Annotated in this window: 24 protein-coding genes; 1 reads left to right on the top strand and 23 read right to left on the bottom strand. The window is 57.1% G+C overall.

The features are described 5' to 3' along the window. Nucleotides 1-211: protein-L-isoaspartate O-methyltransferase (gene pcm / locus AAF465_15455; GenBank protein ID MEM7084124.1), on the bottom strand; the 211-nt coding region annotated here is incomplete at its 3' end. Further along, nucleotides 208-945, bottom strand: coding sequence for a 5'/3'-nucleotidase SurE (gene surE, locus AAF465_15450; GenBank protein MEM7084123.1), 738 nt, complete (start codon nucleotides 943-945; stop codon nucleotides 208-210). The genes surE and pcm, both read right to left, overlap by 4 nt. A gap of 475 nt (nucleotides 946-1,420) precedes the next feature. On the opposite strand from surE, the gene AAF465_15445 reads away from it, so the two are divergent. Further along, nucleotides 1,421-1,939, top strand: coding sequence for a Smr/MutS family protein (locus AAF465_15445; GenBank protein ID MEM7084122.1), 519 nt, complete (start codon nucleotides 1,421-1,423; stop codon nucleotides 1,937-1,939). A gap of 17 nt (nucleotides 1,940-1,956) precedes the next feature. On the opposite strand, the gene AAF465_15440 is transcribed toward AAF465_15445, so the two are convergent. The 21 genes from AAF465_15440 to rpsB all read right to left on the bottom strand — a co-directional run bounded on the left by AAF465_15440 (nucleotide 1,957) and on the right by rpsB (nucleotide 26,621). Then, entirely contained in the window at nucleotides 1,957-3,000 is a 1,044-nt protein-coding gene (locus AAF465_15440) for a tRNA pseudouridine(13) synthase TruD (protein MEM7084121.1), read from the bottom strand. Nucleotides 3,001-3,014: 14 nt separating this feature from the next. Continuing rightward, entirely contained in the window at nucleotides 3,015-3,326 is a 312-nt protein-coding gene (gene ftsB, locus AAF465_15435) for a cell division protein FtsB (protein ID MEM7084120.1), read from the bottom strand. A gap of 142 nt (nucleotides 3,327-3,468) precedes the next feature. After that, a complete protein-coding gene (eno, locus tag AAF465_15430; protein MEM7084119.1) occupies nucleotides 3,469-4,764 on the bottom strand; it encodes a phosphopyruvate hydratase in 1,296 nt (431 codons plus the stop codon). 98 nt (nucleotides 4,765-4,862) lie between these two features. Next, nucleotides 4,863-5,696 carry a 3-deoxy-8-phosphooctulonate synthase gene (gene kdsA / locus AAF465_15425; protein ID MEM7084118.1) on the bottom strand — a complete coding sequence of 278 codons (834 nt, stop codon included), beginning with the start codon at nucleotides 5,694-5,696 and terminating at the stop codon, nucleotides 4,863-4,865. Between the two features lie 15 nt (nucleotides 5,697-5,711). Then, a complete protein-coding gene (locus AAF465_15420; protein ID MEM7084117.1) occupies nucleotides 5,712-7,367 on the bottom strand; it encodes a CTP synthase in 1,656 nt (551 codons plus the stop codon). A 161-nt stretch (nucleotides 7,368-7,528) separates the two neighbouring features. Then, nucleotides 7,529-8,881, bottom strand: coding sequence for a tRNA lysidine(34) synthetase TilS (gene tilS / locus AAF465_15415; protein ID MEM7084116.1), 1,353 nt, complete (start codon nucleotides 8,879-8,881; stop codon nucleotides 7,529-7,531). A gap of 29 nt (nucleotides 8,882-8,910) precedes the next feature. Then, on the bottom strand, nucleotides 8,911-9,867 hold the full coding sequence (locus tag AAF465_15410; protein ID MEM7084115.1) for an acetyl-CoA carboxylase carboxyltransferase subunit alpha: 957 nt from the start codon (nucleotides 9,865-9,867) through the stop codon (nucleotides 8,911-8,913). 12 nt (nucleotides 9,868-9,879) lie between these two features. Continuing rightward, nucleotides 9,880-13,389, bottom strand: coding sequence for a DNA polymerase III subunit alpha (gene dnaE, locus AAF465_15405; protein ID MEM7084114.1), 3,510 nt, complete (start codon nucleotides 13,387-13,389; stop codon nucleotides 9,880-9,882). Then, on the bottom strand, nucleotides 13,382-13,996 hold the full coding sequence (gene rnhB / locus AAF465_15400; protein MEM7084113.1) for a ribonuclease HII: 615 nt from the start codon (nucleotides 13,994-13,996) through the stop codon (nucleotides 13,382-13,384). Before rnhB ends, dnaE begins: the two co-directional genes overlap by 8 nt. Before the next feature lie 20 nt (nucleotides 13,997-14,016). Continuing rightward, nucleotides 14,017-15,258 carry a lipid-A-disaccharide synthase gene (lpxB, locus tag AAF465_15395; protein ID MEM7084112.1) on the bottom strand — a complete coding sequence of 414 codons (1,242 nt, stop codon included), beginning with the start codon at nucleotides 15,256-15,258 and terminating at the stop codon, nucleotides 14,017-14,019. Nucleotides 15,259-15,263: 5 nt separating this feature from the next. Next, the gene (gene lpxA, locus AAF465_15390; GenBank protein MEM7084111.1) at nucleotides 15,264-16,034 is read right to left on the bottom strand and encodes an acyl-ACP--UDP-N-acetylglucosamine O-acyltransferase; all 771 of its coding nucleotides are present in this window, start codon (nucleotides 16,032-16,034) and stop codon (nucleotides 15,264-15,266) included. Beyond that, on the bottom strand, nucleotides 16,031-16,489 hold the full coding sequence (gene fabZ / locus AAF465_15385) for a 3-hydroxyacyl-ACP dehydratase FabZ (GenBank protein ID MEM7084110.1): 459 nt from the start codon (nucleotides 16,487-16,489) through the stop codon (nucleotides 16,031-16,033). Before fabZ ends, lpxA begins: the two co-directional genes overlap by 4 nt. 93 nt (nucleotides 16,490-16,582) lie before the next feature. After that, nucleotides 16,583-17,599, bottom strand: a complete 1,017-nt coding sequence (gene lpxD / locus AAF465_15380) for a UDP-3-O-(3-hydroxymyristoyl)glucosamine N-acyltransferase (GenBank protein MEM7084109.1) — start codon at nucleotides 17,597-17,599, stop codon at nucleotides 16,583-16,585. A gap of 1 nt (nucleotide 17,600) precedes the next feature. Then, nucleotides 17,601-20,090 carry an outer membrane protein assembly factor BamA gene (bamA, locus tag AAF465_15375; protein MEM7084108.1) on the bottom strand — a complete coding sequence of 830 codons (2,490 nt, stop codon included), beginning with the start codon at nucleotides 20,088-20,090 and terminating at the stop codon, nucleotides 17,601-17,603. Nucleotides 20,091-20,102: 12 nt separating this feature from the next. Next, the gene (rseP, locus tag AAF465_15370; protein ID MEM7084107.1) at nucleotides 20,103-21,488 is read right to left on the bottom strand and encodes an RIP metalloprotease RseP; all 1,386 of its coding nucleotides are present in this window, start codon (nucleotides 21,486-21,488) and stop codon (nucleotides 20,103-20,105) included. Nucleotides 21,489-21,702: 214 nt separating this feature from the next. Then, the gene (locus AAF465_15365; GenBank protein MEM7084106.1) at nucleotides 21,703-22,539 is read right to left on the bottom strand and encodes a phosphatidate cytidylyltransferase; all 837 of its coding nucleotides are present in this window, start codon (nucleotides 22,537-22,539) and stop codon (nucleotides 21,703-21,705) included. Continuing rightward, a complete protein-coding gene (locus tag AAF465_15360) occupies nucleotides 22,539-23,303 on the bottom strand; it encodes an isoprenyl transferase (GenBank protein ID MEM7084105.1) in 765 nt (254 codons plus the stop codon). Before AAF465_15360 ends, AAF465_15365 begins: the two co-directional genes overlap by 1 nt. Nucleotides 23,304-23,329: 26 nt before the next feature. Continuing rightward, nucleotides 23,330-23,887 carry a ribosome recycling factor gene (gene frr / locus AAF465_15355; GenBank protein MEM7084104.1) on the bottom strand — a complete coding sequence of 186 codons (558 nt, stop codon included), beginning with the start codon at nucleotides 23,885-23,887 and terminating at the stop codon, nucleotides 23,330-23,332. A 17-nt stretch (nucleotides 23,888-23,904) separates the two neighbouring features. Further along, nucleotides 23,905-24,636 (bottom strand): UMP kinase, encoded by a 732-nt coding sequence (pyrH, locus tag AAF465_15350; protein MEM7084103.1) that lies wholly within the window; start codon nucleotides 24,634-24,636, stop codon nucleotides 23,905-23,907. Between the two features lie 137 nt (nucleotides 24,637-24,773). Next, nucleotides 24,774-25,652, bottom strand: coding sequence for a translation elongation factor Ts (gene tsf, locus AAF465_15345; GenBank protein ID MEM7084102.1), 879 nt, complete (start codon nucleotides 25,650-25,652; stop codon nucleotides 24,774-24,776). A gap of 78 nt (nucleotides 25,653-25,730) precedes the next feature. Further along, nucleotides 25,731-26,621, bottom strand: a complete 891-nt coding sequence (gene rpsB, locus AAF465_15340) for a 30S ribosomal protein S2 (protein ID MEM7084101.1) — start codon at nucleotides 26,619-26,621, stop codon at nucleotides 25,731-25,733. Between the last annotated feature and the right edge of the window lie 140 nt (nucleotides 26,622-26,761).

Here is a 26,761-nt window from a genome sequence, read left to right as displayed (position 1 = left end):
GCGAAATGGTCTGGCCATGCCCTATCGGCAGCGCCGTGTCTTCATAAGCGCGTGTCGCGAGCGCTTCGTCGACGAACAAATGGCGAGGCACGTTGCGGATTCGATCCAGCACCGCCGGACTCTGAACCCCTTGGCTCACCAGTCGCTTAACCAGTCTCTCACGGGTACGCGCGGACGTCATGCCGATGCCGCTATGTCGTAAGGAATTCATTCGTCCAACCACGACGCCAATGTGTGGACAAAATCCCGCTGCGTCAGGTCCACAATCAAGGGTGTAATCGATACTTGATGCTGTCGGATGGCGTGAAAATCGGTGCCTTCGCCACTGTCTTGCTCAGCACCGGGTGGGCCGACCCAATAGATCGGCTGACCGCGGGGATCAACGTCCGCAATAACGTCACCCGCCTTGTGACGATTGCCCAATCGGGTCGCGCGAAAACCACGCAGTGCGTCGAAGGGCACATCGGGCACATTCACATTGAGGATAGTGTCCGTCGGCAGAGGGTGCCGCTTGAGACGATCGAGCACCGCCAGCGCGACCCTGCCGGCCGTATCGAAATGACGAGTACCCGCCAAGGAAATGGCGATCGCCGGTAAGCCCAGGTGACGCCCCTCCATCGCCGCCGCCACGGTACCCGAGTAGAGCACGTCATCGCCAAGGTTCGGGCCGTGATTGATCCCGGAAAACACCATATCGGGCTGCACGTCGAGCAACCCGTTTATTGCCAGATGCACACAATCGGTCGGCGTTCCCGTCACGCTGTGAAAACCGCGTGCGTCGGTGCGACGTCGCAAAGGCGATACCAGCGTGAGCGAATTGCTGGCGCCGCTCCGGTTCTGATCAGGCGCCACGACGGTCACCTCGGCCACAGAACTCACGTGCTTGACCAGACAGGCGATGCCCTCGGCGTGATAGCCATCGTCGTTACTGATTAATATGTTCAATAAGGCCCGTCCGCAGCGGATTGTTCATTCAGTATTCGTACCCAGTACCGCGCTGACGCGTTGACAGCACCTCGGCTAGGACGGCTCGACGCGCCTTCACCCAACGCGTGCATCCACGCGTGTCCTAACCTCGCAATCGGTTGGGGCGTCGATTTACGCGCCGCGCGCTCAGACGAAACGCACCGATACCCTTTGTCGTCTTCACAAAACGTTATCGACACGTCGTGATCGGGTTCGGTCTTGTCTCGCGTCTGCCTGAGACGCTCGTAGCAGATGGGTAGTATAGCGGTTAAACCTGCCGCAATCACCAGAACGTCGTACGAGACGGACAAACGGGTTCGGATGGCTGAACCGGCACTGTGCCGACGGTATCCAATACGTAGGCCACTCGAAATATCACGACGCTCACTCGACCGTTCGGCGTCTTGTGGTAGGGTGGTGAGCGATCGATACGAGCACATTTTGTTGGAGTCCAATGAGCTCAAAAGACGACAAAGAGACCTTTCGCCAGGCCATCGGTCAGATCAAACCTCTGCGCAATGATCGCGCCTCGCCCCACTCGGCCAAGCCTAAGCCGATCGCCCGCTTTACGCGCGCCGATGAAAAAAGCGTGCTCGCCGAGAGCCTTGAGAACCCGTCCATTTGGGTCGAAAGTGGCGATGAAGTGCAATTTTGTCGCGCGGGACTTAGCAATCCGATCATGCGTAAGCTCAAACGCGGTCAGTACAGCGTGCACGAGGAGATGGATTTGCACGGACTCAATGCACAGGAAGCAAGGCAGGCCCTATCGCAGTTTCTCAAAGAAGCCCAACGATTCAGATGGCGCTGCGTGCGCATCATTCACGGCAAAGGGAAGCGCTCGTTTCAAGGCATGCCGGTGTTACGCCCCAAAGTCATCAAATGGCTGCAGCGTACAGACTGCGTGATCGCATTTTGTACCGCCACCGGGCGAGATGGGGGAACCGGAGCGCTCTATGTCTTAATCGACGCCTGACTCCGACGGACTTGCGCTCATACTGTCACCAGTTCGCGCACCACGGACGTAGCGAATCCACCCCGAATCAGTTCGAACTCAAGCGTCAGCGTGGTCGCCTCAATCCGCGAATCGAGACACTCAACTTTCTGCCTCAGTGCACGACGTTCATGTTTCAGTCCGCGCGCGGCCAAGCCGGCTGTAAACGTCTCAAACGGTGCGACCGCCTCTTGTTCAATCGCCAGCGCGTCGTCGTAAACGGGTGGCTCGCCCCGGCCCCACATCGCTCCGGTTGGGTGCACATCGAGCCGCGCCAGCCGATCGTCATGGGGTGATAGTCGCGCCGCGTCAAACCAACTTGCGCTGCCATTAAGCCCTAGCGCGTCGCCGTTAACGACGGTCTGCCAGCAGTTCTGATCAACCCGATGGGCGGTGATGGCATTGAACAACAATGCGCGTGCAGCCGACACGGCAAAGCGTTGCTGCTGCCGCGGCAGACGGCGGTCATCCGCAAACAACTGCTGCGCCTTGCGTAAGTTGGCCAAATCGTTACCAAACCGCTGCACGCCAAAATAATTGGGCACGCCTAGTCGTTCAATTCGGTCAAGACGATCACGCAGCGCAGAGCGAACAGACAGGTCCGATGGTAAGTCGCGCAGCGTCACACGAAAACGATTGTGTCGGTGACTGCCAATCCGCAGTTTTCGTCGGTGGCGCTGAGCATTCAGAACCCGCCATTGCTTCGCCGCAGCGCCAACGATAATTGACTCGGGGACCGTTGCGGGGACCGTGACATACTGACGCGTCAACGCAAAACGATCCTTGAGCCCCGAGTAGCCAACTGCGCGTCGTTCAACGCCCACGCAACGCGCCAATTCGCTGAGCATGGTGAGCGTATTGGTATCTCGCTTTTCGACATGAACCAACCAATGGGGACCTTCTCCATCCGCGTCGAATCCCAGCACCTCGCGAACAACAAAATCGTCCGGCGACTGCTTAAACACCGCGTGACATGCCGGCCCGCCATGCGCATAGGGGGCACGGCGCGTGGCCTGATCAAAGGTCGCGAGGGAATCGGCCATACCGAGTGTCAGCGTTAGCGGTCGGGTGAATCGTCAGACTCACCATCTTCGGACACTATTTGCACGAAGGTTTCGCCCTCGCGGGTCATGCCCAACTCGGTTCGAGCCCGTTCTTCGACGGCATCGACGCCGTCTTTCAGATCGCGCACATCCGCTTCAAGTGCGCGATTGCGCTTACGTTTGTCATCGACCTCATTCGCCTGTAACTCGATATCCTGCTTGAGGCGACGCACTTCCTGGTAGCCGTCATCCGCGAGCCAAAGTCGATACGACAAGACGATCAACAAGGCACACAGTGTGGCGATTAATACGTTACGACCGGTCATGGCACCCCATCTTAGCGCCTGAGCTAACGAAGCGTCCAGCGACGCGTAGATACGACCCGCGGCGAGCCGCAAGGCATTGAGGGCCTGCCCTGTATTCTGCGACTACAGTGGTCTACGACGTGCGCCCAAAATTTGCCAAGCATTAAAATGACAGCGGAAATCCGCCCTTGCCGGCGTACGTGGCGCGCGCGCCGAGTGCGCCCTCAATGCGAAGAAGTTGGTTGTACTTGGCCACACGATCAGAGCGCGACATCGAGCCGGTTTTAATTTGCGTTGCGGCGGTACCCACCGCGATGTGCGCAATGGTGGCGTCCTCGGTCTCACCTGAGCGATGCGACACGACGGCGCTGTAACCCGCTTTGTTCGCCATATTAATCGCGTCGATGGTCTCGGTCAGGCTGCCAATCTGGTTGGGCTTAATCAAAATTGAATTGCCGATTTGTTGTTCGATTCCGCGTGCCAAAATCGCCGTGTTGGTGACAAACAAATCATCCCCAACCAGCTGCACCCGATCGTTGAGCGCACGACTCAGGGCGGCCCATCCATCCCAATCGGATTCATCCATGCCATCTTCGATCGACACAATGGGATAGCGATCGACCAACCCGGTCAGGTAGTCCACAAAACCGTTGGCGTCAAACGAACGACCCTCCGATTCGAGGTGATACTGCCCATCGCGATAAAACTCGCTACTGGCCACATCCAGTCCAAGATACACATCACTGCCCGCTGAATAGCCCGCGGCGCCAATGGCTTCCATAATGGTTTCAAGCGCCGCTTCATTTGACGGCAGATCGGGAGCGAATCCGCCTTCGTCACCCACCGCCGTATTGAGTCCGCGATCATGCAGCACCTTTTTGAGGTGATGGAACACTTCCGCTCCACACTGAATCGCCTCGGCGACCGAACCCGCGGCCACGGGCAGGATCATAAACTCCTGAATGTCGACACTGTTATTGGCATGCGCACCGCCATTGATGATGTTCATCATCGGCACCGGCAAGGCAAAATCGCCCTCCATGCCCGACAAGGATGCCAACCACTGATACAGCGCTACGTCCTGCGATGCCGCCGCGGCTTTTGCATTGGCAAGTGACACGGCCAATATCGCGTTGGCGCCCAATGACTGCTTGTTGTCGGTGCCATCGAGCTCGAGCATGTGTCGATCGAGTGACGCCTGGTCATAGGCGTCCATCCCCGATACCGCCGGCTGAATTTTCTCGTTAACGTTAGCAACCGCATTGAGCACGCCCTTGCCCAGAAACCGCTGCTTGTCGCCATCCCGCAGTTCAACCGCCTCACGCGTGCCGGTCGATGCACCGGACGGCACCGCGGCGCGTCCAAATGCGCCATCGTTCAACGTTACGTCTGCTTCGACGGTTGGATTGCCGCGAGAGTCTATGACCTCGCGCGCCACAATGTGTTTGATCTGGCTCATGCGCCTGTGTCCTGTTAGTGGTTGCACCACGCGCGCGTTCGTCGCGCCGCGGAAGTGAGTGGAAAATAAACGGTTCGCGCCGCGCGCACAGCTGGCGGCTAAAGTCGGTCCTCGTCGCGCGGGCGGGATTTGGTAATGCGGTCCAATTCGGTAAGCGTGGTGAGCAAACTCTCCATGTGTGCGAGCGGCCAGGCGTTGGGGCCATCACTCAATGCCTCATCTGGATTCGGGTGGGTCTCCATGAATAACCCAGCAACACCGACCGCAACAGCGGCACGCGCCAACACCGGCACAAACTCACGTTGTCCGCCAGACGATGCCCCTTGCCCACCTGGCAACTGGACGGAGTGCGTACCATCAAAGACGATTGGGCAATCGGTGTCGCGCATGACGCTGAGCCCGCGCATGTCGGAAACCAGATTGTTATAACCGAACGAAAAACCGCGCTCGCAGGCCATAATGCGCGTATTGCCGGTGGCTTTTGCCTTGTCCGTCACGTTTCGCATTTCCCACGGCGACAAAAATTGCCCTTTTTTGATGTTCACCGGCAGCATGGACTGAGCCACCCGCTGAATGAAGTTAGTCTGACGACACAAAAAAGCGGGCGTTTGCAATACATCCACCACACTCGCCACCTCATCGATGGGCGTGTCTTCATGCACGTCGGTTATGACCCGCACATCGACTTGCTTTTTTACCGCCTCGAGCACCTTGAGTCCTTGCTCCATGCCGGGCCCGCGAAACGACTTGTGTGAAGAACGATTGGCTTTATCGAATGACGACTTGAACACGAAAGGAATACTGAGTGCCGAGCACATTTCTTTGAGCGCACCGGCGGTGTCTACGGCGAGCTGTTCACTCTCGACCACACAGGGTCCGGCAAACAAAAAGATTGGGCGGTCATTGCCGACCTCAACGCCGTACAGATCCATGAGGACTCCTGCTGGTTAGCCTTCGGCCACGGCCACCGGCGCCTCGCGGACCGCCGCACGATGGGCACGAGCCGCCGTGACAAAGCCACTGAACAGCTTGTGACCGTCCCGCGGTGTGGACGTGAATTCGGGATGGAATTGACAGGCTAAGAACCACGGATGATCGGCGATTTCCACCATTTCCACCAATCCGTCGACCGAGCGCCCTGAGAAGATAAGGCCAGCATCGCCAAGACGATTTAGATACGTGTTATTGAACTCAAAGCGGTGCCGATGCCGCTCAACGATTTCACGCGCCTCGTAAGTATTGGCCGCAAGACTACCGGCTACCAGCTCACAGGTTTGAGCGCCAAGACGCATTGTGCCACCGAGGTCGGAGCCTTCATCGCGCTGCTCGACTTTGCCACTTTGGTCTTGCCACTCAGTAATCAACGCGATGACCGGATGAGGTGTCTTGGGGTTGAACTCAGTGCTGTTGGCGTCATCGAGTCCCGCCACATTCCGCGCGTATTCAACCACGGCCACCTGCAGACCAAGGCAGATACCCAGATACGGTATGCGATTCTCGCGCGCGTATTGCACGGTGCGGATCTTACCTTCCACCCCACGTTCACCAAAACCGCCCGGCACCAGAATCGCGTCCATATCCGCCAGGCAATCGGTGCCGTTCTCATCAATATCGGTTGATTCGAAATAGTGGATATTGACACGCGTTCCCGTGTGCAGCCCACCACACGACAGCGCCTCGTTCAAGGATTTATAGGAATCGCGAAAGTGCACATATTTGCCGACCATCGCGATATTCACTTCGGCCGTCGCCGTGTGCTTGGCATCCACCACGCGCTGCCATTCGGAAAAGTCAGGCGGACCACAATCGAGTTTAAGCTTCTCGACCACCATGTCATCCAGTCCTTCTTCGCTAAGGAGGCGCGGTATTTTATAAATATCGTCCGTATCGACCCCCTGAATCACAGCACGCGCCTCCACATTGGTAAACAATCCAATCTTGCGTCGTTCTTCACGCGGCATCGGACGGTCGGTGCGGCAAATCAATACATCGGGCTGGATCCCGATCGACCGCAACTCTTTAACGGAATGTTGAGTCGGTTTGGTTTTCAGCTCTCGCGCAACGGCGATATAGGGTACAAGCGTGAGGTGCACATACAGCACATTCTCCGAGCCCATCTCCACCCCGCACTGACGAATGGCTTCTAGAAACGGCAACGACTCGATGTCGCCCACCGTACCGCCCACTTCGACCATGCAGATATCCGCGTCACCCGACCCGCGCTTAATCGACGCGATAATTTCGTCCGTGACGTGTGGAATCACTTGAACGGTGCCGCCCAGATAATCGCCGCGACGTTCTTTGCGAATGACGCTCTCGTAAATGCGCCCGGTAGTGAAATTGCTATGCCGGCTCGTCGTCGTGCGCACAAAGCGCTCGTAGTGACCGAGATCCAGATCCGTTTCGGCGCCGTCCTCGGTGACAAAAACCTCGCCGTGTTGGAACGGGCTCATCGTGCCCGGATCAACGTTGATGTACGGATCGAGCTTAATCATGCTCACGGAGAGTCCGCGCGCTTCGAGAATGGCGCCCAACGACGAGGCTACGATGCCTTTGCCCAAAGATGAGACAACACCGCCGGTTACAAAAATAAAGCGAGACATGGGAACTCCGTCAATAAAAAGGCGCTGGGATCAACGCCCCACGACGGAGGTCAATGTTAGCCTAAGGCCTCAAGTCATACAACGGGTAATCGGCAAGGATGCGTCTCGCCCACGGCGCATAAATTAAATGAATAGAACGACGGAAGCTCTTATTCCCCCAGCTATTTTGCTGCTTCGGTCGCGTCGAGTAGCCAGGATAAAACAAACACTTTTTTCGGAGGGTCATGCGGACCTGGCCGAAAGCGCGCATCGACCCATCGATCCGCCACGGCCACGAGCTCGCCGTCAATGAAGAGCAGCGGCAGGCGTGACCGATGCGCCGGTGGCACCGCGTGTTCTTGAAGGTACTGCTTGAGCGTTTGGTGTTGCCCAGAGGCCCGGCGCAGACGCTCCCCGCCCTGACGAAAGCGTACCGTGAACACTGGATGACCGGCACGCGACGACAGCAAGATGCCGCGTTCGGACGCGGCGGATGCCGCAACAGCAAGCTTGAGCTGACCCAGAGACGATGGCAGGTCGAGCGAACCGGGACCGCGAATTTCGCCGAACCAATCGGGTGGCGGTGCCTCATGGCGAACATACACAAGCTGCTGCCGGTAGCGTTGCACCACCCCGCCTTCGAGGTCGAGCGACGGCATGCGATCAACGCCCGCTTCGCGCCACTGGCGAAGCGCCTCAAGCAGGCGCTTTTGGGCGGGCAATCGTTCAGGCAAAGTGCGAATCCACACACGCACCGCGTTGGCGAAACGCGCGTCATCCAAGTGAAGCAAAGCGGATACGTCGAGTCGATCCACCTTCGCGCCCTCGCCGATATCCACCCTCGCCAGCGATTCCGCCAGCGCATTGGCCTCGGACAACAGTGCCGCACTGCGCGCGAGGGTCGTACGCGCGGCCTGCCAACGCGTTTCCAACAGCGGCAAGACGCTGTGGCGAATGAAATTTCGATCGAACGATTCGTCCTGATTGGACGGATCTTCCAGCCACTCGACACGATGCTGTTTTGCATAGAGCGCTAACGCGGCTCGAGAGTAGGCGAGCAATGGCCGTACGTGCTGCCTCGTGCTATCGAGATACGCCCGTTCGGGCATGCCCTGCAGGCCCTGAGATCCGGCGCCTCTCAGCAATTGCAACAACAGAGTTTCCGCCTGATCGTCCAAGTGATGGGCCGTCACAAGGACACCGTTGGCTGCCAACGCATCGCGAAAGATCTCAGCACGAGCATGGCGCCAACGTTCTTCACGATTGCCGCCCACAATGGGGGCCAACCGACTCACCGTCACCGGCACCTCGAGCCGTTGCATGCGTTCGGTCACCCACCGTGCCCAGTCGTCGGAGGATGCCTGTGCGGAATGATTAATATGAACCGCGTGTACGTTGAACCCCGCGCGCTTGAGCACATGCGCCAGCACCATCGAATCCAATCCGCCACTGACGGCACAGACGACTGTGGACGGCGGCTCAATACCATAGCGCGCAAGCACTGTACGCACAGCGTCTATCGTGATTGGCATCATGGTGAGGCGCCTTCCGCGTCGCCCGGCAGTTAACCCTGGAACTGCCCCATGGCAGCCAGTCGTCGCACGCGTTCCGCTGAGCGCTCAGCCGGACTCAGCGCCTCCACCTCGGCGAGGGCCTCGGCAAGCTTGGCGCCAACGCTCTGTGCCATGGCGTCAGGATCGCGGTGTGCGCCACCCAACGGTTCTTGCACAACGGCATCGATCAATCCGTTTTGCATGATTTTATCTGCGGTCAAGCCCATCGCCTCGGCCGCGGTTTCGGCTTTCTCGGCGCTCTTCCAGAGAATCGATGCGCAACCTTCAGGGCTGATCACAGAATACACCGAGTAGCCGAGCATCAGCACTCGATCGCCCACGCCGATGGCCAACGCACCACCGGACCCACCTTCTCCGATTACCGTGCAGACGATGGGCGTGTTGAGCGTGGCCATCGCCTTAAGATTTTGCGCGATCGCTTCGCTTTGACCGCGCTCTTCCGCACCGACCCCCGGATAGGCGCCCGGCGTATCAATGAATGTGAAGATGGGTAAGCCAAATTTTTCGGCCATACGCATCAGTCGCAGCGCTTTGCGATACCCCTCCGGTCGCGGCATGCCGAAATTACGTCGCACCTTTTCTTTGGTCTCCCGTCCCTTTTGGTGTCCGATTAACATTACCGGTCGATCGTTAAACGTCGCGAGCCCGCCCACAATGGCCGGATCATCCGAATAGGCGCGGTCGCCATGCAACACCTGAAAATCGTCAAAAATTCGCTCGGCGTAATCGAGCATGTAGGGCCGTTGTGGATGCCGCGCGAGTTGCGTGATTTGCCACGGCGACAGCTTGGAGAATATGGACGCTGTGAGACGGTCGCTCTCATCGCGCAGACTGGCAATCGCTTCACCAATATCCACATCGGGATCGTCGATCACATACCGCAATTCATCAATTTTGGCTTCGAGAACCGCGATAGGCTGTTCGAAATCGAGAAATTTCAGATTCATGATACGGACTGCTCAGTGCGAGGTGTAGGAAGACGAACCATTACCGAAGCCGCCCGATTTTGCAACACCCGGCGGATACACCACTTTGACACCGTTGTCGCCGACCAGGCCCGCCAGTTCTTCCAGCAGTTCCGTGGTGGGTTTGACCCGCCATTGCTCACCGAGCGCTAAACGCGCGGCGGCCCGAGCACCGCGATACTCGACGCTCACCGGGCAAGGGCCGTCGGCGCGCTGCAACGCCGACTGCAAATCTTGCACAAACATGGGAGATTGTTGCGCAATGGACTGGTTCCAAAGCACCACTACGTGACTTGCGTAGCGCTGACGAGCGGCGCTCAATTCCTCAACGCGCGAGGCGCGCAGACTCCAGTCGTTTAAGAAGTCATCGTAACGCAAGCCGCCTTCAACCAATACCACTTGATCGGCCTGGAGTAAGTGTCGGTAACGCTCGTATACGTCTTCAAACAACACCACCTCCAACCGCGCAGAACGATCCTCGAGTCGGAAACTGACGCGATTCCCCCGCTTGCGAAAATCACCAACCAGCCCGCCGACCAGCACGTTGCGTTTTGCCCCATAGCCGCCGGAACCGGAAGGTTTGGGCGGGCCCAAAATCTGCAATAAATCGCCGCCCACCAGGGCATCGAGTTCGTTGCGGTAGACATCGACCGGATGCCCGGTCAACCACAACCCAAGCGCCTCTTTCTCTGCGACCAAACGCTCGCGCTCAACCATTTCACTGACGGTAAACGTCCGACGAGACACGTCGACGCTCACTTCCCCCCCGCCAAACAAATCATCCTGACCGGCCGCGGCATCACTCGCGGCTTGCTCGGCCGCTTTGACCGCTTCAGGCAAGTTCGCCAATAACGTTGCACGATTGTCGCCGAGCGTATCGAGCGCGCCCGACTTAATCAGCGCTTCGAGCACGCGCTTGTTCACGCTGGATAAATCAATGCGCTGACAGAGGTCGTCGAGGGACGTAAACGGCCCTTCCGCATCGCGCACATCGAGCATCGATACAACAGCCGCCTTGCCAACCCCCTTAATACCGCCCAAGCCATAGTGGATACGGTTATCTCCGGCCACCGTAAACTGATAGCGGCCTTGATTGATATTCGGCACAAGCACCTCAAGTTGCATATCCCGACAATCTTCGATAAGGGTGAGAATCTTGTCTGTGTTATCTAAATCTGAAGACAGCACGGCCGCCATAAAGGCCGCCGGGTAATGCGCCTTTTGCCACGCGGTTTGATACGACAACAACGCATAGGCTGCCGAATGCGATTTGTTAAACCCGTAGCCGGCGAATTTCTCCATGAGGTCAAAAATGTACGTGGCGGTTTTAAGCTCCACGCCTTGTTCGACTGCTCCTTGTGTGAAGACCTCGCGTTGCTTAGCCATCTCCTCGGGTTTTTTCTTGCCCATCGCACGACGCAAAATATCGGCACCGCCCAACGAATAGTTGGCCAGCACTTGCGCAATCTGCATCACCTGCTCTTGATAAAGAATCACCCCATAGGTCGGCTCGAGAATCGTGCGCAGCTTAGGGTGGGGATAGACGACCTCTTCTTCGCCATGTTTACGCTTGATGAAATCGTCGACCATGCCCGACTGTAGCGGTCCCGGTCGGAACAACGCCACCAGCGCCACAATGTCATCAAAACGGTCGGGCTGCAGACGCTTAATGAGGTCTTTCATGCCGTGCGATTCCAATTGGAACACCGCCGTCGTGGCACATCGTTTGAGTAAGTCAAACGTAGCCGGATCGTCCATGGGGATCGTGTTCATATCGAGCGGTTTCTCGCCACTCTTCTCACGCAGCCCGTTAATCGTTTTAGTTGCCCAGTCCAGAATGGTCAATGTGCGCAAACCGAGAAAATCGAATTTCACCAGGCCGGCTGCCTCGACATCATCCTTGTCGAGTTGAGTGACAACGTTAGCGCCGCCCTCCTCGCAATAGAGTGGGGTAAAGTCGGTCAGCGGTGAGGGCGCGATGACCACACCGCCCGCGTGTTTGCCCGCATTACGAGCAAGCCCCTCCAGGCGTCGCGCCAGGTCGATGAGCGTCGTCACCTCACTGTCTTCGGCATAAAGCTTCTTGAGCTCTGCATCCTGTTTGAGCGCGGCGTCTAGCGTCATCCCGATCTCAAATGGGATGAGCTTGGCAATGCGATCGACAAAGTTATAGCCGTAACCGAGCACTCGTCCCACATCGCGCACTACCGCCCGAGCCGCCATCGTGCCGTACGTGATGATTTGCGCCACATGATCCCGACCGTAGCGCGTCGCCACGTAGTCGATCACCCGATCGCGACCGTCCATGCAAAAATCGATATCAAAATCGGGCATGGAAACACGTTCGGGATTCAGAAATCGTTCAAACAGCAAATCGTGTTCCAATGGATCTAAATCGGTAATGCCCAGACAAAACGCGACAAGCGAACCGGCACCCGAACCACGCCCGGGGCCGACGGGCACATCATTCTCTCTAGACCAGCGTGTGAAGTCGGCGACGATTAGGAAGTAACCGGGAAAACCCATGTTGTTGATAACTTCAAGCTCGACGTCTAATCGCTGGTGATACTGTTCGAGCGCGATCGGTGGATGGTCACCAATTCGCTGCGTGAGCCCGTTGAATGACTCGTTGCGCAGATGGGATTCGATCGTCTCGCCGGCAGGCACCGGAAAGTCCGGCAGCACACTCTTACCGAGCGTCAATTCAAGGTTGCATCGCCGAGCAATCTCAACCGTATTGGCCAAGGCCTCCGGCAAATCGTCGAACAGCGCGGCCATCTCCCCAGGGCTGCGTAGATACTGCGCCTCGGTGGTCTGACGCGGTCGTCGTTCGTCGTCGAGTGTGTACCCTTCGTGAATACACACGCGCGCTTCGTGCGCTTCGAAATCGTCTTGATCAATAAACCGTACGCTGTTGGTCGCGACCAGCGGCAACGAGCGTGCAGCGGCCAGCGGCACCACCTTGTGCAAATAGTCTTCCTCTTCGGGCGCACCGGTGCGGCTGACCTCAACGTAAAACCGCCCCGGGAAAAGGGTCTCAAACCCAGCAGCGCGTCGGTCGAAATCCGACGCGTCGCCCACGCTTTGGGCCAACTCGCCCTGATACCCGCCCGACAGCGCAATCAGCCCATCGCAGGATGCCGGGGTTAGCCACTCGCGCCGCACTCGCGGTTTGCCGCGAAACTGGCCCTGAAGATACGCCTTGGACATTAACTCGGATAAGCGCGTATAGCCCGCCGCATTCTGGCAAAGCAGCGTCATACGAAACGCCTGCGCATCTTCGTGATCGGATACGACCCAGATGTCCGCGCCGAGAATCATCTTGATGCCCGCATTCGCGGCAGCTCGATAGGCTTTCACCAGGGCAAACAGATTACTTTCATCCGTGATCGCCACCGCCGGCATGCCGCGCGCCGAAAGCGCCTGCATAAGAGGCTTGATGCGCACAACACTATCGACCAGCGAGTACTCGCTGTGAACGCGCAAATGCACAAACTCAATCACGAACGATTTCCTCAACTCGATGCAAAGCGGCACGTTCGATGGCCTCCCGAACTGGGCGATAGCTCTTGCGGTGATGAACTGTCGGACCCCACGCGCGCAGCGCCTCACGATGCTGAGCCGTCGGATACCCTTTGTGACGCGCAAAACCATACTCGGGGAAATCGCGATCGAGTTTGAGCATTTGCTGATCGCGATGCACTTTGGCCAATATCGACGCCGCGCCAATACAGGCGTGCAGTCCGTCGCCCCCGACCACCGCCTCAAGCGTGATTGAACCCGTCATGGTTGGACAGCGATTCCCATCGATGAGCGCACGGGTCGGCACCACAGACAGGCTATCGATGGCACGGGACATCGCCAACAAAGAGGCCTGGAGGATGTTGAGTTCGTCAATTTCACGCGGCCCACAACTCGCGATGGCGAAACACACGGCGCGCGCCTTAATCTCAACAGCGAGCCGCTGTCGCGCCGTAACGCTCAATTTCTTTGAGTCATCAATTCCCTGGATACGGTGGTCGTCCGGCAAAATTACCGCCGCGGCCACCACCGGTCCGGCAAGTGGTCCACGGCCGGCTTCGTCAACCCCTGCGGTGAGTATTTGAGGCATTGACTCGATCAGCTCCATGGTCACAGTGAGGGTTCGTGAGGCGCCGAAGCGCGAGGCGTCAAAGACGCGGAATGCACAGACGCAAGGATTTCAAGCAAGGCCTCGGTCGCCTTTGTATTGGCGTCCACGGCCAGTTGTTCACGCACAGCGTTAAACGCATCGCGACGAGCGTTGTCGTGTCGCTGCATATACTGCTCATGCGCGGCAGCCGCTATTTTCGCAGGCTCGGCATCGTCTTGCACGAGTTCGGGCACGAAAACGCCTAATCCTTGCTCACTGGTGAGTAGATTGGGTAGAGAAAAATGCTCTACGTGCATCAGATTAAACCGATTTATGATCCACGCGGTGAATGCCGACAACCGGTACGCCATCACCATCGGCCGTCCGACCAACAGCGCCTCCAGCGCGACCGTGCCCGATGCGAGGATCACCACATCGCTGGCAGCCATTACTTCTGCTGCCGTCCCCTCGCACTCGGTGACCAACGGTGATGACGGGTTTGCCGCAACCGCCTCTCGCCACGTCCGAGCCGCGGCGGAGCCGGCTAATCGCGTGACAAACTCAGCATTCGGATGGCGTTTTTGCAATTGTTTGGCCGCGTTCAAAAACACGGGCGCCAACGACTTGACCTCACCTTCCCGGCTGCCGGGCAGTAACGCAAACACGGGGCGATCGTGGTCAATGCTCAACACCGTCCTGGCGTTTCGGTGATCGTTGATGGGAACGATGCGGTCGGCGAGCGGGTGGCCGACAAAGCGGGCCGAGACGCCATGTGATCGATAAAAGGTCGGCTCGAACGGTAATAAACACCACACTTGATCGATCGCTTGGGCAATCGTTTTCACTCTACCCGGCCGCCAAGCCCAAACCGACGGGCTGACATATTGAATGGTGCGGCAGGTATCACTGCGCACCGAACGAGCGAGGCGTAGATTAAAGTCGGGCAGGTCAATACCAATAAAGGCATGCGGTTGGAACGCTCGAATTCGTTTGGCCAGCTCGCGCTTAAGCCTGAGTAGTCGGGGCAGATGACGCACGACCTCGGTTAACCCCATCACCGCAATGTCTTCGGCCTCCCACCACGAAGTCAGACCCGCTTGCTGCATAGCGGGGCCGCCAACACCAACCGCTTCGACCTGAATGCCCTGTGAGGCGAGTTGATTAAGGAGGCCCGCACCGAGAGTGTCGCCAGACAACTCGCCGGCCACCAAGGCCAGTCGCAGAACCGGTGGTGAGGTCTGGACGGTTCGCGTGACCGACATCGACGTTAGCGAATGATGCTGCGTTCAGAGGACTTGAGAAAGTTAACCAAAATCTCAAGCTCGGACGATTGCCGGGCCTCGTTGGTTAGGCGTTCGATCGCCTCATCGAGTTTCAGCTCGCTGCGATAGAGGGTCTTGTAGGCACCACGAATAGTCTTGATCTGGGCGGCATTGAAACCCCGTCGTTTCAGTCCCTCAATGTTGATCCCTTTGGGCTCACCCAAATGTCCCGCCGCGACCACATAGGGCGGGAGGTCTTTACTCAGCCCGGTGTCCATCGCACAAAACGCATGGGCGCCGATACGGCAAAATTGATGGGCCTTAGAAAATCCTCCAAGGATGGCGTAATCACCAACTACCACATGTCCGGCCAACGTCGAATTGTTGGCGAGAATGGTGTGACTGCCCACATCCACATCGTGCGCGATATGAACGTAGGCCATGATCCAGTTATCATCACCGATTGTCGTCACGCCACGATCTTGCGACGTGCCCCGGTTGATCGTACAAAACTCGCGGATCGTATTGTGATCACCGATCACCAGCCGCGTAGCCTCACCCGCGTATTTTTTGTCCTGCGGCGCCTCGCCGATCGCCGTATGCGAATAGAGGTTGTTATGTGCGCCGATTTGCGTCGGTCCGCTGATGACAGAGTGCGCACCCACTCGCGTGTGTGTGCCGATCTCAACATCGGCGCCAATCACGCAGTACGGCCCAATGTCCGCCGAGTCCGCGACGCGCGCCGATGCATCAACAATCGCGGTCGGATGAATCAAGAGTCAAATTCCGAGGGCGCACACATCATTTCGGCAGACGCCACAATTTGGCCATCCACTTCGGCTTCCGTCGCAAATTTCCACATACCGCGAATCTGACGTATCAGCCGGGCCTTCAGCACCACTTGGTCGCCGGGCTCAACCGGTTTACGAAAGCGCGCCTTATCAATACCGACAAAATAATAAAGCACATTGTCTTCCGGCGTGCTGCCGACGGTGGCAAAGGCGAGAAGACCAGTGGCTTGAGCCAGTGCTTCAAGAATAATGACGCCAGGCATCACCGGACGATGCGGAAAATGGCCGACGAAATACGGTTCGTTAACCGTGACATTCTTGACCGCGATAATGGACTCGCCTGGCGTACATTCCCGCACTCGATCAACCAGCAAAAAAGGATAGCGGTGCGGCAATTGCTTGAGCACCTGGTGAATGTCCATCTTGAACGATTCTGCCATGACAGTTCCTGTCCGATAACTAAATTGAGTTTACGCTACACGCCACTCGCATTGCCGTACGCGCGACGCGCGCCTGGTTGACCAACCATGCGGCTAAGAATCGAGTTTCTTCTCCAACGCGGCCAACCGCTTAGCCATTTCATCGAGCTTGCGAAACCGCGCGCTATTACGTCGCCAGCGACGCGCCTCATCCATTGGCAGCGCGCTGGAGTATACCCCGGGTTCGGTGATCGAGCGATTAACCATTGTCTGCCCCGTCACCACCACATCATCGCATATTGATAAATGCCCGACAAAACCAACGGCACCGGCGATCATACAGCGTTTGCCGATACGCGTGCTGCCCGAGATACCCGTGCACGCCGCGATGACCGAATGATCGCCAATGTGAACGTTGTGCGCGATTTGAATTTGATTGTCGAGTTTCACGCCGTTGCCGATCACCGTGTCATCGATCGCACCGCGATCGATGGTGGTGGATGCACCAATTTCCACGTCATCACCCACCGTGACGGAGCCAAGCTGGGGGACCTTGATCCAGCCGTCGCTGGTATTGGCAATGCCAAACCCGTCGGCACCAATAACGGTATTCGGATGGATCAGGTTGCGAGCGCCCAAAGTGATCCCATGGCACACCGTCACGTTAGCGACCAGGCGCGTATCGTTACCAATGGTGGCGCCGGCACCGACCACGCACCCGGGGCCAATCACAACACGCTCACCAATCGTGGCATGTTCTTCAATGACGGCGCTCGCGCCAATGCTCGCGCTGTTTGCTACCGACGCGCCAGATGCAACCGAAGCGGAGGTCGCAATACCCGGTTCGGCAGCCGGCGCTGGATGAAGAAAGGCCGCCACGCGCGCATAAATCTCATAGGGATTCGCGTGTATCAGAGCGGTGGTCTGACAGGCTGGCAAGTCCTCTTCCGTCAAAATCACCGCACCGGCGTTTGTCTGTTCCAGCAGTGATCGATACTTCGGGTTGGACAAAAACGAGACGCACTCCGCATCCGCTCTTTCGAGAGTACCCACTCGTGTTACTACACGATCCTTATCGCCCGACACAGCGCAGCCAAAGCGCACGGCCAGGTCGCTGACACGTACGGCCACGTTAGAACGATCGCCCAATCGTAAATTGAAAGCGCTCGATCTGATCGCCAAACCGAAGAATGTTGCCGTCGGCGTCGCGAACGTCTTCTTGCACGTCCAACGGATACGCATAGCTAAATTTAAAGGTACCGAGTGGCGCTAACCACTGGACCGACACGCCCACTGACTGACGAAGTTCTTTGATATCAAAATCGTAATCGATCAAACGATCCGAGCCATTGAACTCGCGAAACGGTGTCGATCCGGTGTAGAACACGTTGCCGACATCGTAGAACAGGCTAACGCGAGCCTGATTGGCGAAGCGCTCAGGAGTCGGCAAGATCAGCTCTGCTTGCGCCAGAGTCTTGAGGTTACCGCCATACGGGTTACCACGAGAATCGAACGGACCGAGTTCTCCTTGCTGGAACCCACGAACCGATTCGGGCCCACCTGCGAAGAAGTTCTTAAATGGCGGCAGGTCAGTCGTACCGTTTAGCGCGTCACCGAAGGCCAGCTCCAGATTCAACGACGCGATAAAATCGCCACCCAAGGGCAATAAGCCAAAAAAGTCATAGGATGCGACGTAGTATTCCGTTTTACTGCCGGGCACCGTCATGCCCACATTAAACAGGTGACGCATACCGCGCGTCGGAAACAGAAACCGATTGCGACTGTCGTAGGTGTAACCCAAAAACACTTCGAACACATTGAATTCGGTGCCGCACACGTCGTTGGATAGGCCCGGCACAATGTCGTCAGTCGGATCGTCATCAATATCCGGCTGGCCGCAAATGCCGCCATCGGTGTTGACTACGGTAAACGGTGAGCCATTGTTGTTCACAAAGGCGAGCGATTGTTCGCTACCGAAAAACGAACTCACCACCAGCTCGGTATTTTGGAACGACCCGCCAAATCGGAAGCGCGAAAAGTCAGACAGCGGAATGCCGTATTCTAGCCCGGCGCTCATCGATTCGGTGTTAAAATCAGATGATGCCGACGTAAACTGTGTGGTCTCACGATACGCCAGCGAAGCGCGTCGACTAATGCCATTGGGCGTGCGGTACGGGTCGGTGTGAGACAGACTGAGCACTTTACTGAAACGACCGGCGTTGAGATCCAAACCCACGCGATTGCCAGTGCCAAGGAAATTGGTATGGGTGAAATTACCGTTCAGCAACACACCCTGCGTGCCAGAATAACCCACACCGCCACCCCACTGACCCGGCAGGCCTTCTTTAATATCGAACGCGATATCCACTAGGTCGGGGCTGCCCGGCACCGGTATCGTCTCGGAACTGACCTCCTCAATGTACGGCAATCGTCGAACCAACTCCTCGGAACGCTCCACGGCGGTATTGGAAAGCCAACCGCCCTCCATTTGACGCATTTCCCGACGCAACGTTTCGTCATTAATACTCTGTGCACCATTGAACTCAATGTTTCGCACATAAATTCGCTCGCCGGATACCACACGCAGATCGACATCGATGGTTTTGTCCTCGCGATTGATCTGTGGCAGCGGCTGCACCTCCGCTCGTGCAAAGCCCTCCTGGCCCAACCGGAATTGAATGTACTCGTTCGTCTGCGTCATGAGCTTACGCGAGAACATCTGTCCAGGCTTTAACAACACCAGCGCCTTCAGTTGCTCTTCCGGCACGACTAAGTCGCCAGACAGCTTAACGTCGTCGATGGTGTAGATATCACCCTCACTCACATTGATGGTAATAAACACCGCCTTTTTATCCGGAGAAATCGCCACCTGCGACGACTCGATATTGAAATCGGCGTACCCTCGATCCATGTAATACGAGGTCAGCGTTTCGAGATCGCCTTCTAAGGCCTCTTTGGAATACCGGTCGTCCTTGCGAAACCACGACAGCCAGTTGGGCGTCTTCTGCTCGAAGTCTTTGGTAAGTTCCTCATCACCAAAGACAGTATTACCCACGACGTTGATGTCGCGAATTTGAGCGCGATCGCCTTCGACAATGTCGATGGCAACTTTGACCCGGTTGTCGTCGAGCTCTTCCACTTCTGTCTCGACCACCGCACCGTATTTACCTCGCGAGAAATATTCCTGGGTCAGAAACTGTTCGACCTCCCCCAGCAGCGTGTTGTCAAACGATAATCCAGGGGCAAGACCCGAGGAGCGCAGGCTCTCGCGCAGGTCTTCGGTTTTGATGTCCTTGTTACCGGATATATCGAAGCTGGCGATTGACGGTCGCTCCTGCATAACCACAACAAGCGTGCTGCCGTCTCGGCGCATGGTTACATCTCGAAAAAAGCCGGAGCGATAGGTCGCCCGCAACGCTTCTTGAATGCGCCGCTCGTTCATCTCGTCGCCGATATCGACCGGCAAAATATTAAACACGGCCCCCTCACTGATTCGCTGCAGACCTTCGAGTCGAATATTACGCACCACGAAGTTCGGATCGGACTGCGCGAGCACGGGCCAAGAAGCCAATGTCGCCGCCGCCGAAACCGCAGCGAGGGTTAACCAAAAAACTATTCGCATCAGCAGGACTCCTTAGCCGAAAATGCTGACCAGATCATTGCGAAACGCAAAGAACATTAGGATGAGTAGTAGCGCAATGCCAATCTGCTGGCCGATCAGTTCGGCCCGCATTGATACCGGGCTTCCCTTGATCGCCTCGGCGACCTGATAGACCACCTGGCCGCCGTCAAGCATGGGAATGGGCAGTAAATTGAGCACGCCCAAACTCAGACTCAATAGCGCCAAAAAGCGCAGATAATACGTGGGCCCTTGTTTTGCCGTGTATCCGGCAAACCGAGCAATGTTTAGGGGCCCACTGATGTTTTTAACCGACACCTGACCCACCAGCATTTTACCCAGCATACTGACCATCATCACCGACATACTGCCGGTCTCCGAGACCGCTCGACCCAGCGCGGGAATCAATGACATTTTGCGAATCACGCGTGCGTCATCCCATTCAGCACGCGCAGCGTCACTCGGTTTAAACGTGACGCCCAGCCGGCCAATGCGCTCGCCATTCGCGGACACTGATGACAGAAGAACAGGTAATCGTTGCTCCTGATTATCACGAAGCACAACCACCTCGATCTGTTGATCCGGATACGCACGAAGCCGTTGCATGGCGTCCGTGCGGGTGGGCGTGGGCTCATCCGCCACACGAATCAACTGATCATCGATTTCAAAACCTGCCGCCGAGGCTGGGGATCCGCTCAACACCTCACCGACCAGCGGTACGGTGGTGGGTGCCCAAGGTGTTACGCCTAGGCCAGTGAGCAGGGCTTCGGGTTCAGTGAGCGCTTTGCGATCACCAAGTTCGCTAATCGTGACGCGACGTGTGCGCTGGCTGTCTTTATTGCGCACAACCAAATCGATGGTCGGTGCATTAATGACGGCATCGAGCATGGCCATATGCGCATCGCTCCACGACAGCACATCGTCCCCATTGACCGACACAATGAGATCATCCGATTCCAGGCCAGCCTCCGCCGCGCGCGAATCGCTCCGCACCTCGCCGACAATCGGCTTCATACCGGCGACGCCCAATACAAACACCGCCCAGAAAAAGACGATCGCTAGAATAAAATTGAACACCGGCCCGGCGAGCAAAACCAGTATGCGATTGAATACCGGTTGATGGTTAAACGCACGATGCCGGTCCTGTGGTGCTACGTCGCCGTCTCGGCTATCGAGCATCTTGACGTAGCCCCCGAGGGGCCAGCGCGACACCACATACTCGGTGTTGTCCACGCCCGCACGTTTACGCCAAATCGGCTTGCCAAAGCCAACGGAGAAACGCAGCACCTTGATGCCGAGCTTGCGGGCCACAATGTAATGCCCATATTCGTGTACGGTGACCAAAATACCGATGGCCAACAGAGCAAACAGTATGGTTTGAATGAGACTGAGGATGTCCAAGGTTTCCCGGCTCCCGTCGAGTGGGGTCTATGGCGCCCGACCTGAGCCCGGCGAGCAACCTGTTGAATTGTACCTCGTCGACACGCAGGTGCCAGCTATAAACGACCGTACCGCCTACCGGAGGTTCCCGATCGCGAGGCCGAGTGACTGAACCGACCGCGGCGGGCACCCGCCCCGCGCGACGCTAACCCTCCTAAGCCAGAGGCCTGGCGAGTCACACCGACGGCGCAAGTCCGGTCACAGCCAGCAGACCATACAGCACCGGAGCCGCGGCCGAGAAGCTGTCGAAACGATCCAAAATGCCGCCGTGACCCGGAAACACACGCCCCATGTCTTTGACGCTCGCATGGCGTTTGAACAAGCTGACAATCAGGTCACCGATCACGGAGGCTAACACCACCACTAGCGTGAGCGGCAGCCACACAAGCAGGGGTTGTTCAAAGTAGTGCGCCAATCCGGCGACAACCACGAGTGCGAGGATCGCCCCTCCGACAAGCCCTTCCCAGGTCTTGCCGGGGCTCACGCGTGGCGCAAGCTTGTGTCGCCCCAGTGCACGCCCGCAGAAGTAGGCGCCGATGTCGGCCGCCCAGACGATCAAAAACGTGAGGATGAGAAGTCGCGCTGGCTGTCCCCATCCGCCTGAATCCACCTGAGCCACCACGGCAAAAGCCGGTACGATCACCCAAATACCACTCACCGCAATGAGCCACGTGGGCGGAGAAAACGGATAGCGCACGACCAGCACAGCGGCAATCAGCCACCAACCGAGCGCACCGAGCACCAGCAGCCCAAGCAATCCGAACCAGACCTCGTTGCCGCTACCCGCTTCCAGCACCGCAAACGTGACGATCGCGAGCAACGTAACGTACGCGGTCGTCAGTCCCGCGCGCTGAGCCGTAGACTGACCCGGCATTAATTGAGACCACTCCCAAGCGGCCAGTGTGTACAGCGCAAAACCGATCAGTAACGGCCACGGTTGTGGCGAGAACACCAGCAATAGAATGAGCGGAAACACCATGGTTACCGCGGTAATGATGCGTGTTTTGAGCATCAAGAATCGCCGTGCAAACCCGGCACACCACCGAATCGACGCTGTCTCGACGCATAGTACGCGAGCGCCGCATCGAGCTCGGTGGCACTAAAATCCGGCCACAAACACTCCGCAAAATAGAGCTCCGCGTAGGCTAAATTCCACAAAAGGAAGTTGCTGATCCGCTGCTCACCACCCGTGCGGATAAATAGGTCGGGATCCGGCACACCCGCCAACGCCATATGCTGATGAATCAGTTCCTCGGTGATGTCGCCGGCCGCGAGCTTGCCGTCGGCCACCTGCTCGGCCACGCGCTGCGTCGCACTGCAGATATCCCAGCGCCCGCCGTAGGACACAGCGATGTATAACTTAAGCCCGGTGTTGCTTTGTGTGAGCGCTTCGCTCTCAGCAATCTTACGCTGCAGCTTGCTCGACAAACGCTCTCGTTCACCAATGAATTCAAGCCGCACATTTTTCTTGTGCAGATCTTTCACTTCGCGGCCGAGCGCCTCGATGAACAGCGCCATAAGCACGCCCACTTCATCGTCTGGGCGATTCCAGTTTTCGCTGCTAAAAGCAAACAGCGTGAGCACTTCAATGCCCAGTTCACCGCAATACTCGACAATTTTTCGCGTGGTGGTCACGCCCTCGCGGTGTCCGAATGTGCGCCGTTTGCCGCGTGCTTGGGCCCAGCGACCATTGCCATCCATCACCACCGCGATGTGTCGCGGATACGGTGATACTGGCTCGGCGAGCGGTGCGCTATGCGGGTTTGGATGGGCCATGGCAAATAACGTCGCGAAGTGCGTCGTTAGAATTCCATGAGCTCGGATTCTTTGTCGGCCAACACCGCATCCACTTCGGCAACACGGGCGTCGGTGATTTTCTGCATTTCTTCCTGAGCGCGATGCTCGTCGTCTTTACCGATTTCCTTTTCCTTGACCAGTTCTTTGACACTCTGAAGCGCATCTCGACGAATGTTACGAATTGCAATTTTTGCCTGTTCGGCCTCATGTTTGACCAATTTGATCATGTCTTTGCGCCGTTCTTCAGTGAGCGGCGGCAACGGCACGCGTATGGTCATACCCGCACTATTGGGTGTGAGACCAAGATCCGAATTGATGATCGCCTTCTCGACCACCGCCACCATCGGTTTTTCCCAAGGCGTGACGGTAAGTGTGCGCGCGTCTTCGACGGCGACATTGGCGACCTGAGAAAGCCCAACCTGAGAGCCATAGTATTCAACGGTAACCTGATCGAGCAGGCTCACATGCGCACGACCCGTGCGGATTTTCTTCAGCACCCCACGCAGCGCTTCTACACTCTTGGCCATGCGCTCATCGGCATCCGATTTGATATCGTCAATCATGCTGCAAATACTCCTTACTATCCCTCGTTCGACACACGCGTGCCGACAGGTTCCCCCATGACAGCTTTAACGAGACTGCCAGAATGAAACAAATTGAACACCACGAGCGGCATTTCGTTATCACGGCACATGACGACCGCGGTCGCGTCCATTACCCGCAAATCATCGACCAGCACTTTGGTGTACGAAAGCTGATCATAGCGTTTGGCCGAGGGGTCTTTCATCGGATCCGATGAATAGACACCGTCCACCTTGGTGGCTTTGAGCAACAAATCCGCGCCTATTTCGGTGGCGCGCAACGCCGCGGCCGTGTCGGTTGTGAAAAAAGGATTTCCCGTGCCCGCCGCAAAGATGGTGACTCGACCTTTCTCAAGATGGCGAATTGCGCGACGTCGAATGTAGTCTTCGCACACATCGTGTATCGACAACGCCGACATCACGCGCGCATAGGCACCGGCACTCTCTAACGCATCTTGTAACGCCAACGAGTTGATCACTGTGGCCAGCATGCCCATATGATCGCCGGTGACTCGATCCATACCGGAACGCGCCAGCCCCTCGCCGCGAAAAATATTGCCGCCACCAATGACCACGCCCACTTCCACACCCAACGCCGTCACCTCACGAATTTCGTTGGCGATACGCTTAATGACATTGGGATCGATGCCGTAGTCGACATCTCCCAGCAACGCCTCACCGGACAACTTGAGAAGGATTCGTTTAACGTTGGGACTCGATGTTTCGCTCATGGTGCACTCACTGTATAAACAAAACCCCGCAGCGGCGGGGTTTTGCGGGCAGCGACATTCTACATCAAGAATGCGCAGCCGGTCCGAATTTATACCAGATGGCCATCTGCGCCCCCTGCAGGAGACCCGACGACCGCTCAGCTACTGCTGTCGCTGACCTGTTTCATCACTTCTTCGGCGAAATTCTCGGTTTTCTTCTCGATGCCCTCACCCACTTCGAACCGAACAAAGTCGACGACAGAGGCTCCGGCGCCTTTGAGTAGCTTGCCGACCGTCTGATCCGGATCTTTGACAAAGGCCTGCCCGGTCAATGAAATTTCATTGACGAATTTGCGCATTTGTCCTTCAACCATCTTCTCCATGATCTCCGGCTTCTTGCCCGAGGCCCGTGCCATCTCCTCTTTGATGTCGCGTTCTTTCGCCACGAGATCGGCGGGCACATCGGAAGGCTCAATGCAGACCGGGTTAAGAGCCGCAATGTGCATGGCAATATCGCGCGCCAGGTCTTCGTCCCCGCCATCGAGCGCAATCAGCACACCGATTCGAGCACCGTGCAAATAGGCGGCCATGTTGTTGCCACCACCAACGCGAGCGAGGCGCCGAACGGTAATGTTCTCACCAAGCTTACTGATCAGCGCACGACGCGCATCGTCTACCGACTCGCCTGACGAAAGCGTTGCCGACGACAACGCGTCCGCGTCCGCTGCATCGCCACTCGCCGCGACATCCGCCACGCTATCGGCGAAGCCAACAAAATTGTCATCTTTGGCCACAAAATCGGTTTCGCAGTTCACTTCCACCAGCACGCCTTTATTGTCCGCATGCTTGATGACAATCTTGCCTTCGGCCGCCACGCGACCTGCCTTCTTGTCGGCTTTGGCGGCACCGCTCTTACGCATGTCTTCCACCGCAGCTTCAATATCACCACCGCTTGCGACCAGCGCTTTTTTACATTCCATCATGCCAGCGCCCGTGCGCTCGCGAAGTTCCTTCACCATGGATGCCGTAATAGACATGGCTAAATCCTCTTACAAAATTAATAGTCGTTCGGAAAAAGGCACCGCCCCCGAACCGGGGCGGCGCCCTACAGTGCGTTAAGCGTCAGCCGCAGGTGCTTCGTCCTTGCTGTCACTGTCGCCGTCGGCTTTCTCGGCCGCGGCCTCCGCTGGCGCGTCAGTGTCTTTCGACGCGGCTTTTCGGGGGGCTTTCTTAGCCGCCGGTTTGCGCGCGGCACGCTTTTTCTTCGGCTTGCCGTCTTCATCCAGCTCAACAAAATCGTCGTCGCCAGCCGCGATTTCCGGCACCGAAGCCTTGCCTTCCAGGACGGCTTCGGCGATGGCGCGGGTGTACAGATTAATCGCCCGCATCGCGTCGTCATTGCCCGGAATCACATAGTCAACATCGTCCGGATTGCTGTTCGTATCGACCACACCGATCACCGGAATGCCGAGCTTCTTCGCTTCATTGATCGCAATGCGCTCATGCATCACATCGATTATAAAAATCGCATCCGGCAGTCCGGGCATGTCTTTGATGCCACCCAGGCTACGCTCGAGTTTTTCCATTTCCCGACGAAGACCCAGCACTTCTTTTTTGCTTAGGGCTTCAAAGGTGCCCGTTTCTTCCATCGCCTCAAGATCTTTCAGACGCTTTATGGATTGCTTGACCGTTTTGAAATTGGTCAGCATGCCGCCCAACCAACGATGGCTGACAAACGGCATATCGCAACGCCGCGCCTCTTCGGCCAACGTGTCGCGCGCAGCCCGCTTGGTGCCAACAAACATGACCGAGCCACCATTCGAGATAAGGTTTTTGACAAAGCCCGTCGCCTCGTTAAAAAGAGGAAGGCTTTTCTCAAGATTAATAATGTGAATTTTGTTTCGTTCGCCGAAAATGTAAGGGGCCATTTTCGGGTCCCAGAAGCGGGTTTGGTGACCAAAGTGCACACCAGCTTCCAGCATTTGCCGCATGGATACGGACGCCATAATATTCTCCTAATCGGGTTAAGCCTCCACGCGCCCTACCCTGCCAACCGTCTGTTTTCACAGGCGGCACCCAGCCGGGCGTTGTTAGCGCGTGTGTGTAATGGATTGCTAAAAAAGCGCGCGATTTATACCATACGACG

It is taken from the genome of Pseudomonadota bacterium, assembly GCA_039028935.1.
GTDB lineage: Bacteria > Pseudomonadota > Gammaproteobacteria > Steroidobacterales > SZUA-146 > SZUA-146.
This window is presented reverse-complemented; position numbering and strand designations above follow the sequence as displayed.

Coding starts and splice junctions, on each gene's coding strand:
- rnhB (MEM7084113.1), bottom strand. CDS start 13,996: ATGCCTCAAATACTCACCGCAGGGGTTGACGAAGCCGGCCGTGGACCA.
- AAF465_15365 (MEM7084106.1), bottom strand. CDS start 22,539: ATGCTCAAAACACGCATCATTACCGCGGTAACCATGGTGTTTCCGCTC.
- AAF465_15440 (MEM7084121.1), bottom strand. CDS start 3,000: ATGGCCGATTCCCTCGCGACCTTTGATCAGGCCACGCGCCGTGCCCCC.
- frr (MEM7084104.1), bottom strand. CDS start 23,887: ATGATTGACGATATCAAATCGGATGCCGATGAGCGCATGGCCAAGAGT.
- AAF465_15420 (MEM7084117.1), bottom strand. CDS start 7,367: ATGTCTCGCTTTATTTTTGTAACCGGCGGTGTTGTCTCATCTTTGGGC.
- ftsB (MEM7084120.1), bottom strand. CDS start 3,326: ATGACCGGTCGTAACGTATTAATCGCCACACTGTGTGCCTTGTTGATC.
- AAF465_15360 (MEM7084105.1), bottom strand. CDS start 23,303: ATGGCCCATCCAAACCCGCATAGCGCACCGCTCGCCGAGCCAGTATCA.
- tilS (MEM7084116.1), bottom strand. CDS start 8,881: ATGATGCCAATCACGATAGACGCTGTGCGTACAGTGCTTGCGCGCTAT.
- eno (MEM7084119.1), bottom strand. CDS start 4,764: ATGAGCCAGATCAAACACATTGTGGCGCGCGAGGTCATAGACTCTCGC.
- kdsA (MEM7084118.1), bottom strand. CDS start 5,696: ATGGATCTGTACGGCGTTGAGGTCGGCAATGACCGCCCAATCTTTTTG.
- AAF465_15410 (MEM7084115.1), bottom strand. CDS start 9,867: ATGAATCTGAAATTTCTCGATTTCGAACAGCCTATCGCGGTTCTCGAA.
- rpsB (MEM7084101.1), bottom strand. CDS start 26,621: ATGGCGTCCGTATCCATGCGGCAAATGCTGGAAGCTGGTGTGCACTTT.
- pyrH (MEM7084103.1), bottom strand. CDS start 24,636: ATGAGCGAAACATCGAGTCCCAACGTTAAACGAATCCTTCTCAAGTTG.
- tsf (MEM7084102.1), bottom strand. CDS start 25,652: ATGTCTATTACGGCATCCATGGTGAAGGAACTTCGCGAGCGCACGGGC.
- lpxB (MEM7084112.1), bottom strand. CDS start 15,258: ATGTCGGTCACGCGAACCGTCCAGACCTCACCACCGGTTCTGCGACTG.
- fabZ (MEM7084110.1), bottom strand. CDS start 16,489: ATGGCAGAATCGTTCAAGATGGACATTCACCAGGTGCTCAAGCAATTG.
- AAF465_15445 (MEM7084122.1), top strand. CDS start 1,421: ATGAGCTCAAAAGACGACAAAGAGACCTTTCGCCAGGCCATCGGTCAG.
- bamA (MEM7084108.1), bottom strand. CDS start 20,090: ATGCGAATAGTTTTTTGGTTAACCCTCGCTGCGGTTTCGGCGGCGGCG.